Raw genomic sequence first — 10,669 nt, forward strand, 5'->3', positions numbered from 1 at the left:
TATGGAATAACTGGCTTTCTGTTAGAGAAAGGGCCGTTACTCCAAAAGTAAGTCAGAAGGTCCGTTCCAGATCAGGCGGAACCTTGCCTTGAAGGTCCGGTGAAGCGAGGTATGTTTTAATTAAAAATTAAAAATTACGAATTACGGATTTTTTTTTGAAAAGGTAAGTTGGGCCCAGGTAATGAAGGCCTGTGCCGAAATGTCATTCTGATTCCCGCTTTAGCTGGAGAAGAATCCCTTACATGATTAAAGAGATTCCGGCTCTCGCTTGTACTGGGCCGGAATGACACGTTTGGGGAAGATATGTCGCCATATGATTTCTTCACTTTGCACGCCGCTTTCGCTCTGCGCATCGGTCGAAATGACAATCAGTTAGCCTTCGTGCCGAGCGTCATTCCAAATTCCGATCTTCGGGGACAGGCCTGTCCGGCCGAAGGACGGGCCCGTCTGGACGGCTATCCAGCCGGACAGGCCCGTCTGGCAGGCGCAGCCGGACAGGTCTGGCCAACCGGACAGGCCCGTCCACCGGACAGGTTTATCCGGCCGAAGGACGGGCCATTCAACCATTCAACAAATCAACAATTAAACGCTTTTACTTCCTCACTCCGCAAAAAAATTTTTGCATCCCGCCATGGCGGGACTAGACCTTTTAAATCTTTTAAGGGAAGTATTCGTAAATATCAATAATGTACTTTTTTGAGGCGTTCCATTTCCCGTTTCTGGTCGCGCTCGGCGATGGCCGCCCGTTTATCATACTGTTTTTTACCGCGGGCAATACCTAATTCTACTTTTACCAGGTGTTTTTTGAAATAAATTTTAAGTGGCACAATGGTTATGCCCTTTTCTTCTGTTTGACGAAAAAGACGTTTCAATTCTCTTTTGTGGAGTAATAACTTGCGGTCTCTTCTGGGGTCTGGTTGTTCAAAGGCTGCTTGTTTGTAAGGTGCAATGTGCATACCGATTAACCACAGCTCGCCTTTTTTGAAGCGGGCATAGGCATCCTGTAAACTTACTTTCCCTTCGCGAACCGATTTAACTTCACTACCTTTGAGCGCAATACCGGCTTCAATGGTGTCGATAATATGGTAATCGTGTCGCGCTTTTTTATTATTAGTTACAACACGTATTGCTTGTTCTGCCATCATTGTTTTCCATTTTGTCAATACCAATTAAAGATGAGGCAAGTTACTAAAAGGTTTGATTTTAGACAAGATAATATTTGGCTCTGGGGGCAAAAACACATTCTACCCAAAGGGCGCGCCATTGGCCTTTGGTCTCCGGTAGTAATTGCATATTGATAATATCACCTGGTTCAATCAGACCGATATCGAGCATTGAAAGATCGACCAGCTTGTAACGTTCTTTGATGTGGATGTCTTCTAGAATAAATTTACCATTTTCAAAATCGATCACTTCGAAGAAACCATCCAGGAGAGACGGACTGACTTTTTCGCTGGAAAGTTGATATTCAACATACGAATGTTTTTGGTGGAAATTTTGGCTCAATTGAAATGTCCTGCGCAATGCGCTGAGGTTGTTGGCTCTGAGTTCATCCCAGTAGAGCGCAAAATTTTTCTCATAATGATAGTCGATGAATTGAATGAAACGATCAAACAAATTCATTTCTTCCTTGAAAACGATCCAATTTTCGGCCGCCAATTCGGTGGGGAATACGATCAGGAAAAATTCTTCCAGGTCTTCATAGACCAGATCATCGATGCTGATGGGCCCCATGAAGGTGGTCAGGAATTTTTTGAATAGTTTAATGCTGTTCAATTTCTCTGACTGAGGAAGAGTTTGTTCAAATTCCTCAATGATGTGAACCATGTCTGATGCAGAACGCTTCCATGGTTCCATCGCGTCCAGATCTTCGGCATCGTCAAAATAGAGGTATTCCGGTTCAGACCACTGGTTGTCATCAAATTCCATAAGCCGGTCAAATAATTCTCCGGCATTGTCTTCTGGCGCCTTTAACAAAGGATCGCTTTCTTTTTTAATGAGGTCAATCACTTTATCGTTAATAAAATGGATTAGGCGTTGCAAAACAGGGTGCTCATCATTGGCCACAATTTTTAGGTCGTAGCGGTAAAAATCCAGAACAGTATCGATAATTACATAGTTGAGTAGATCGTATTTAAGACAATGCTCTTTAGTGCTGCAGGCAAAAATTCCGAATTCCGTGCTTTCAGGGATTTTCCCGGCCTTAACAAAGTCTTCCTGAGAAACTTTTTGCTGCAATTGGTTCGGGCAGTTGAGCGGGCAGGAGCCAAAACAATTTTTGTCAAAAAATAGCTGCAAGCTATCGCCCAGATGAAAAGAGAGATTGGTAATTTCTTCGCTGTTCAGGATAAGTTCTTCATCTACATTAAACAGTTTTGGGAAAAATGAAGTCTCTATCTGTTCGGCAACCGAATTCATCAGAAGGTAGATGAAATAATCCAGATTGGTAAGTTCATAAACTTCCTTTTCCCAGGCTTTAATAAAGTCCGTTGCAGAAATGTATATTTTATGAAATTGTTCTGCCAAAGTAATCCTCCTTTTACCAACCGTAAATTTATGGCAGCATTGGGTCATTATCAAATAAAACTAATAAAACTTAGATTGAAAATCACAAAAAATTTTCTATTTAGCTTTCTGCTTCTTAAATTTGTTTCAAGCATGGGATAGATCGCGTTCTGCTGACAGATGAGTTGCTCTCCATGTACTTTTGACCGAATTGTAATTTGTAAAATGAAACGATGTAGTTCCAGGAATAATTCCCAAAATAGTGTGGTCGCAATCTGGATAAAAGTCATCAGTAATCATGGCTTTTCGTTTCGAATCTGTGTCATTTGAGGGTCGACTTCGACGGGAGATGAGAATTCTTCTAATTTCAACAAATATCAAAAGATTACTCGTCGTAACAATTTTCGGGATTCTTTGAAATGACACTAAAATGTACATTTTACTAAACTCGATGTTTAACCAAAAAAGGAGGGATGTTACCATGGCCAGGAAAAAGATATTAATGCTGGTAGGGGACTTTGCAGAGGACTATGAGACGATGGTCCCTTTTCAGATTTTAACCATGGTCGGCCATGAAGTTCATGCTGTTTGTCCGGGTAAAAAGAAAGGGCAAACCGTCAAAACTGCCATTCACGATTTTGAAGGGGATCAGACTTACTCTGAAAAACCGGGGCACAATTTTTTGCTGAATGCCGATTTTGACAGTATTAATGAAGCGGAGTACGATGCGCTGGTTATCCCGGGCGGAAGAGCGCCTGAATATCTGCGACTGACAGACCGCGTACTGGAAATCGTACGCCATTTTGCAGAAAACGATAAGCCGATCGCTGCCATTTGCCATGGCCCGCAAATTCTGGCAGCCGCTGGAGTTTTGAAAGGGAAAAAATGTTCGTCCTATCCTGCGGTTAAAACTGAAGTGGAATTAGCTGGTGGGACATGGGTAGCCAACAATGATACCTTCAGCAATGCTCACACCGATGGTAAACTGGTTTCTGCCCCTGCCTGGCCGGCCCATCCGGAATGGATGAAACAGTTTTTGCAGGTGTTGGGTTCAAAGGTAGAAGCATAATCTTAATCCACCCTACATGCCTGTTTTAAGGACAGACCACAGGCCCGACTTCATTGGTTGTCAATGAGTGCGGGCCTTTTTGTAGATGCAATTCTTAGTTTTTAGGTGAGATCTGACCAATGACCATTGTTCATCAGCTTTTGGGCGCACCATTTCAGGATAATGCCCTGTTTGTTAAAGTTAACGCCGGGCAAAAAGTCTATCGCTTATTGTTTGATTGTGGCGAAAATACGATCTCCCAACTGTCAGCAGGCGAAATCATAAAAATCGACCACCTCTTTCTCTCTCATTTCCATCTCGATCATGTGGCAGGTCTGGATCATTTTATTCGATTGAATTACAACCGTGCGCCTAAAGCAGTGCACATCTGGGGGCCTGCGGAAAGTGCAACTAAAATTTTCAACCGTTTAAATAGTTTTTCCTGGAATTTAATTGAAGACAGTGAAACGCAATGGGTGATTCATGAGGTTAGTGCAAAGGCCGTGGATCAGTATGTGGTCAGTGCTGTAGATCAGTTCCGCACTATGAAACACATTGCAGCAGAACCACATTCGGGGGTGATCCTGAGCCTGCCTGAATTTCAGGTTTCCACGCTTTTGCTTGATCATCGAATTCCTGTTTTGGGCTTTAAACTGCTGGAACAGGACAGGGAAAAGGTGTCCAGTCAGCATTTAAACGCGCTCAACTTACAGCGCGGCCCATGGATTCGTATTTTGCTGGATCGTTCCATCCCCGATCAACAAAGCGTACGGATCAATGGTTCGATCTACCGATTAGGAGCATTAAGAAAGCAATTGCTTTATTGGGTTCAAGGAGAGAGTCTGGTTTACCTGACCGATTTTTTATTGAGAGAAGAGCAGCGTCAGTGTTTAATAGATTGGTTGAAGGGTGTGCAGATCATGTATTGCGAATCGCAATATCTGAATGAGGACATGCAGCTGGCGCAAAACAACTACCATCTTACCATAGGCCAGGCGGCCCGTCTGGCGCTTGAGGCGGATATTCGCCAATTGTTTATTTTTCATTTTTCACAACGCTACAAACATCTACCGCCTGAGCGATTTTTGCAGCAGGCGCGCACGATTTTTAAAGCCACCGCTTTACCCGCTGGTTGGGCATCGGAAGCTGTGTAATGATGTTACGTAACTAAGAGAGCAGAGCAACAACCTTTAAAAACTGCAAATAACGCCCGTCTGGCAGTGGCAACCGGTTGGAACGAAGCGGAGATCCCGATTCTCGGGGACAGGCCACGAATTAATTTTAAATTACCTATTAGTTCATTTGACCTGTACTGAAAAACTAAGTAGACTTGAGTTAAACTAATTAGAAGGGGCAACTTATGCCCAGGCGGTGAGGAACCGTACCGGCATGTCATTCTGAGAATCCCTTACATTGGCAGACCATTCGAAAGAGCAATGTAACTCGTGCTTCAATCCGCGACTTTGTGAGGACGAAGCATTTATGGCGAGCTTTTATTTTAAACCCCATCCCTCCGCCCCTGTTCCCTTTAAAAAAAAGGAAGGGGGCCGGGGGGTTAGGATCTTCAGCGCAAAAATTTTCACACGATAAGTTGTCATATCTTTTAAGGTAAGTATTTTAAATTGCGGAGCGTGAGCATTCAGCTCTCAATAATTTGCAACAGATATTTTAGAATATTGATTTTGTAATAAGTGGGATCCGCAATGCCAACGATATTGTGCAACTGGCCCGTACCCTGCGCAAGATCAAGGTTGCGCGGGGCTATGGACAGCCCCTTGTTCAGATCATAAATTAAGCGCACTTTAGGGCGCAACAGGCTCTCATGGCCGGATTCCAGAACAATGGCTAAAAACCCCGTGTCCAATTTAACCAGGCAGCCCGGAGGATAGATGCCCATAAATAGAATAAATTGTTCTAAAAGTTCTTCATCGAACAACAGGAATCGCTGGATGTACATCTCTTTAATGGCCTCTGTAGGATGTTCTGCCGGATGATAAACGCGATCCGTGGTTAACGCATCATACACATCTACAATAGCGCCAATTTTACCTGGTATCGATATCTGTTCCCCCAGCAATTTACGCGGATATCCCGTTCCATTCTCGCGTTCATGATGCTCTGCAATGTAGGCCAGAATGATATCGGTCATCTTCGAATTCTCTTTTACAATATCAATACCAAATTCCACATGTTTTTTCATTAAATTGAATTCACGGGGTGTTAAGGCTCCTGCTTTGTGAAGGATTTCGTCAGAAATCCGACTTTTTCCAATATCGTGTAAAAGAGCCCCCAGCGTGTACTCAATAACTTCTTCTTTGGACATATTTAAAGCCTTACACAAACCGGCCGTCAACACCGAAACATTCAACGAATGTACAAAGGTGTATTCGTCCTTTTCTTTAATGTTTGACATCAACACCAGGGCATCCTGATTTCTGGAGATCGACTCAACAATTTCTGTAACAATGTGATTTATGGCCTCGAACTTTAAACCCTGTCCATAGCGGGCTTCCTGATAGGCCTGTTGGATAACCTGGTAAGCCTTGTTTTTTATTTCATATGCCTTTTTAAGTTCTTTTTTTAGCTCCACCTTAACGTCAAAATTCAGATCATAAGAACCGACCTCCGGCAGCGATGATTCCTGAAAATATTCCAGAAATTCCTCTTTGGTAAAGGAATCGACAATGTCAATGCCTTTCGTGGTATCAATGTAAACTTCTCTTATCCCACTTTGTTTTATCTTTTCAATATCACGGTAATTGCGAATCTTTTTTTTGCTTACAATAAAGGGATGCGCCAACCAGCTGCAATTAAAATTGGCGATAAAAACACCCGGTTTCAGTTTATCCACGCTGACTTTTTTGATCATGAAAGGGCTAAACTCCCTGTTTTTGCTTCTATTATGATATTCGGAGTTTTAGACAAAAGCTTAATTTTTTCCTCTTTACTACACTAATTTTTTTACCCGGAAAGGGCAAAAACGTCAGATAAAACGAACAAAAAGTCGGATTTTTTGAAAGAAAAAAACATCTTAAAGCGGCAGAATGGTTACAAGACCGACAAAGAATTGTTTCTGGCGTGTTCTTTTTGTAAAATAGCAATAAGAACAATCTTTTGGGGGAAGAGGGCGGATTTAAAACATCTTGCCCGGCTCAAAAAAAATCATCTCCGGAAGGGCATGCATGTTCAAACCGGTTGAAAAATCATTTTATGCTTTTCTTTTCCTTTGGGTGATCATTGTGGGGTGCAGCCTGGTTAATTTGCTTCATCGGCCGGGATTGCCTTACACTTTTTTTGAAGAAGATCACCGCCTGTTTCTATTTAAACAGGGTAAAATCTTTCCGGTGACAACCATCGACGGATTCCCTGTAAAAAACAAATCCATTGCCTTAATGATCATCGAAACAAAGAAAATCGGGCAACCAGTTACCATTGAAACCTCCGATCATCAGCGCCTGCATTTTAAACGCATTAAAGTCAATAATCCACAGGACGTACTCATCAACCTGTTGCCAGGTTTGTTTTTTTTACTGGTGGCTCTGTGGATCCGCAGATCAAAAGCGGACGCTCCGGAATCCTATTTTATCTGGGCCGGCTATTTGTTTGGCCTGATTATCGCCATTAGCTGGGATGGCATGGGACACGCGGTGTGCGGACCGCCCGCTCTGATTGTGTTCTATCTGGCTTACCCGCTGGCCTTTGCTGTATTTTTGATTTACAGTTTTTATTTTCCGCAACCTGCTTTAAGGGAACCCATTCTAAAACGCTTTAAAGCGGCCATCCTTAGCCTGGCCTTGCTGGTTGGTGTGGCTCTGGGAATAGCCGGCTTCTGGCGCTATGCTCATCCGGAGCAATACGTTTACCAATTCTATTACCAGTTTTACAGAATCTTTCGTTTGTTCACCCTGCTTTTGATCCTGCTCTCCTTTCTTAATATGTTTCTGAATTTTACGCGCACACGGGAATCAGTGGCCCGTTTACGCTTTTACTGGGTGGCCGGAGGCATTTTGCTGGGCAGTTTCCCTTTCATCTTTTTGTGGAGCATTCCCCAGGCCCTGGCCCTACAGCCACTCATTCCGGAATGGGTTTCGGATCTCTTTTTAATCATTGTTCCCCTTTCGGTTGCCGTAGCCATCCTTAAATATCGTTTATTCGACATTGAAGTGGTTTTATCGCGCAGCGTAACCTACCTGGTAACCTTGAGCCTGATCATTACCGTGTACGTATTGGTGGTCGGCAGCCTCTCTTTTCTGCTTTCGCGAAACGTCTCCTTTCAATCGCCTTACCTTTCGGCCGTGGCCGCTGTGGTAGTGGCGCTAACATTTAATCCCCTGCTTGGCCGCGTACGTCGTTTTGTAGATCAAAAACTGTTTCATATTCGCTACAACCAGTTCAGAGTTTTGCAGCAATTTCTGGATGAATTGGCCCAATGTTCGGATATTCAACGCCTGGGTAGGCTCCTTGAACACAACCTGCAACGCATTCTACCCCTGACCAGGAATACATTCTTGCTCTGTAACCAATTTCAAATACAACAGCCGCTCAAGAAGGACCAGGGTCCGGTTAGGCTATTGGCCAATGAAAACCATCTGGCCTATTTTGAAGTATTGTCCGATGCCATTCCCACAAAGTTAGCGGACGAGCTTTTTTTGCTGGTTGAAATCGACAGCGATTGGTGCTGGGCCCTGGGACGAAAAGTAGCCGGGACGCGCTTCTGGCACGAAGACCTGGAACTGATCAAAGAGATGGCCAGAGCCGTTCAGGTGGCCATAGAAAAGATTCGCTTCTGGCAAAGAGCGCTCAAAGAATCGGCGGAAAAAGAGGCAGCCAATAAACTGAGCGCCTGGAAAAGTTTAATGGTCTCCGAAGTAGCACACAATTTTAACGGCCCTCTCAATTCCCTGTTGTGGAAAATCGAAACATGGGATGCCCAACGCTTTGAACAGCAGAAAAACGAGCTAAAACAACAGATTGATCGTTTGCAAAACATGGTGCGCAGCTTACTTAACCTGGCTGCCCTCGAATCCGGTCGGATGGAGGTGCATCTGCAAACACTGAATATGAAACAGCTGATCCAAAAAGTCCGGGACAGCCTGCAGTGGCAGATCAATGAAAAGCAGATGACGCTGCGTCTATCTGTACCCGATCAGATGCACATCCGGGCCGATGCGGTTTTAGCGGAGGGCATTTTTCAAAATGTTCTGGAGAATGCGCTCAAATATGCTCCGGCGGGCAGTACCATTGAGGTAGCATCTGAACCTTTTGCTGAGGAAGAGAGACCAATGGCCCGGATTACCATTTGTGACCAGGGGCCGGGTATTTCTCAGGATGAACTGGAAAGCGTTTTTACGCCTTTTGCCGGCAAATCCGCCAAACGAGGTTTGCATCTGGGGCTGTACATGACGCGCCAGTTCGCACGGGCCATGGGCGGCGATGTCGCCATTCACGCGCGTCGGCAGGGACAGGGAACCTGTGTGGCCATTATGTTACCTTTAATGCGCCAACAAAAAGATTGAAGGATTCAAATCATGAAAACCCGTATTTTTATCGTCGATGATGATCGCTCCTTTGCAGCCGATTTGCAATCGTTTTTACAGAAGCTTAATTACGAAGTTCAGAGCGCAGAGACACTGAAAGAGGCGCGCCAGGTCCTCGAAGCCTTTCAACCGGATATTCTGCTTCTGGATTTACAATTACCCGATGGCGACGGTCTGCAGTTTTTGGATTTTGCCCGCCAGCAGATGCCCAACTTGCCCGTTGTCATGTTGAGCGGTTACGGCTCCATTGCGCTGGCTGTTCAGGCCATTAAAAAGGGCGCCGAAGATTTTTTAAGCAAACCGGTAAATCCCGAGCACTTAAAACTGTTCTTAGAAAAACTGATTGAACGCAGGCAACTGCGCAATCGGTTGTTGTTACAGGAATTGGATGAGCGTGGCACCTTTTTTATGGGCCCCAGTCGGGCCATGACCGATTTGCTGCAAACCGCGCAACAGGCGGCCCGCAGCGAAGCCATTATTTTACTTCAGGGAGAAACAGGCACCGGTAAACAGTTGCTGGCCCATTTTATTCATCAAAAAAGCCCGAGGGCCAAAGGGCCTTTTGTTTATGTCAATTGCGCTACTTTAAGCGAAACCCTGATCGAAAGCGATCTGTTCGGTCACGAAAAAGGAGCCTTTACCGGAGCCTATCAGAGCAAACATGGACGCCTGGAACTGGCCCACGGCGGCACCTTATTTTTAGATGAAGTGGCAGAATTACCTCTGGCCCTGCAGGCCAAGTTGCTCCATTTTATCGAATATGGTCAGTTTCAACGTGTGGGCGGCACGGCTACATTAAAAGCCGATGTGCGCATTGTGTGCGCTACCAATAAGGACCTGGCCACTCTGGTACGCGACAAAAAATTTCGTGAAGATTTGTTCTTCCGGTTGAACGTCATTCCCCTGCACATTCCGCCGCTCCGCGAACGCCCGGAAGATATTTTACCATTTGTGAATTTTTTTCTGGAACAGTTTGCTCACGATCTGAAAAAACCGAAACCCGAACTCTCTGAAACGCTAAAAGAACGCTTGCGCACCTACAGCTGGCCTGGCAACATCCGTGAGTTGCGCAATGCCCTCGAACGAGCTATCATCCTGTCCAACAAACCACTATTAAACGAGCAGGATTTCCCCTTCTTACAAACGCCTGTCCTGCAAAGCGCAAATCGGTTGTTTGAGCCCCGTCCTTTGAATCAAGCTCTTAACGATTTCAAGAAAGAGTTCATTGAAACCGTTTTACGCGCGGTAGGCGGCAATCAGACCCAGGCGGCAAAAATTTTGCACATTCAAAGGAGTTATTTAAATCAATTGTTAAAAGACAAACGCAAGGATAGGCAGCAGAGCCGCAACCTTTAAAAAACCGCAAGGGTCACCCGTCTGGCACCGGACAGGCCAGTCTGGCAGCACCAGCCTGACAGGCAAAGAAGTAATTTTAATTAAAAATTAGGAATTACGAATTATTTTGTGAAAGGACAAGTAGCGCCCCTGAAAGGCGAAGGACCGTACCGAGTGTCATTCCGAATTCCCGCTTTAGCGGGATGAGGAATCCTTTACACCTTCAGACAATTCGCAAGCGCAA

At 44.8% G+C, this 10,669-nt stretch carries 8 protein-coding genes; 5 read left to right on the forward strand and 3 right to left on the reverse strand.

Translation table 11 applies throughout. The features are described 5' to 3' along the window. Positions 1-303: 303 nt before the first annotated feature. Entirely contained in the window at positions 304-687 is a 384-nt protein-coding gene (locus ACWB0I_RS15170; RefSeq protein WP_479388918.1) for a hypothetical protein, read from the forward strand. Here ACWB0I_RS15170 and smpB read toward each other — a convergent pair. Both smpB and ACWB0I_RS15180 read right to left on the reverse strand, forming a co-directional pair. After that, complete coding sequence (gene smpB, locus ACWB0I_RS15175; RefSeq protein WP_479388925.1) at positions 681-1,142, reverse strand: SsrA-binding protein SmpB; 462 nt, start codon at positions 1,140-1,142, stop codon at positions 681-683. The genes ACWB0I_RS15170 and smpB overlap by 7 nt on opposite strands. Before the next feature lie 61 nt (positions 1,143-1,203). Next, positions 1,204-2,526 (reverse strand): hypothetical protein, encoded by a 1,323-nt coding sequence (locus ACWB0I_RS15180; protein WP_479388919.1) that lies wholly within the window; start codon positions 2,524-2,526, stop codon positions 1,204-1,206. Positions 2,527-2,986: 460 nt separating this feature from the next. On the opposite strand from ACWB0I_RS15180, the gene ACWB0I_RS15185 reads away from it, so the two are divergent. After that, positions 2,987-3,574, forward strand: a complete 588-nt coding sequence (locus ACWB0I_RS15185; RefSeq protein ID WP_479388920.1) for a DJ-1/PfpI family protein — start codon at positions 2,987-2,989, stop codon at positions 3,572-3,574. Positions 3,575-3,693: 119 nt separating this feature from the next. Then, positions 3,694-4,707 (forward strand): MBL fold metallo-hydrolase, encoded by a 1,014-nt coding sequence (locus tag ACWB0I_RS15190; protein WP_479388921.1) that lies wholly within the window; start codon positions 3,694-3,696, stop codon positions 4,705-4,707. A gap of 485 nt (positions 4,708-5,192) precedes the next feature. Here the strand turns inward: ACWB0I_RS15190 and ACWB0I_RS15195 are convergent, their stop codons facing one another. After that, positions 5,193-6,422: an HD-GYP domain-containing protein gene (locus ACWB0I_RS15195; RefSeq protein WP_479388922.1), complete on the reverse strand. Its 1,230-nt coding sequence runs from the start codon at positions 6,420-6,422 to the stop codon at positions 5,193-5,195. A 313-nt stretch (positions 6,423-6,735) separates the two neighbouring features. On the opposite strand from ACWB0I_RS15195, the gene ACWB0I_RS15200 reads away from it, so the two are divergent. Both ACWB0I_RS15200 and ACWB0I_RS15205 read left to right on the forward strand, forming a co-directional pair. Beyond that, positions 6,736-9,069 (forward strand): ATP-binding protein, encoded by a 2,334-nt coding sequence (locus ACWB0I_RS15200; protein WP_479388923.1) that lies wholly within the window; start codon positions 6,736-6,738, stop codon positions 9,067-9,069. 12 nt (positions 9,070-9,081) lie between these two features. After that, positions 9,082-10,446, forward strand: a complete 1,365-nt coding sequence (locus tag ACWB0I_RS15205; RefSeq protein ID WP_479388924.1) for a sigma-54-dependent transcriptional regulator — start codon at positions 9,082-9,084, stop codon at positions 10,444-10,446. Positions 10,447-10,669 lie beyond the last annotated feature (223 nt).

It is taken from the genome of Caldithrix sp. (assembly GCF_056497305.1).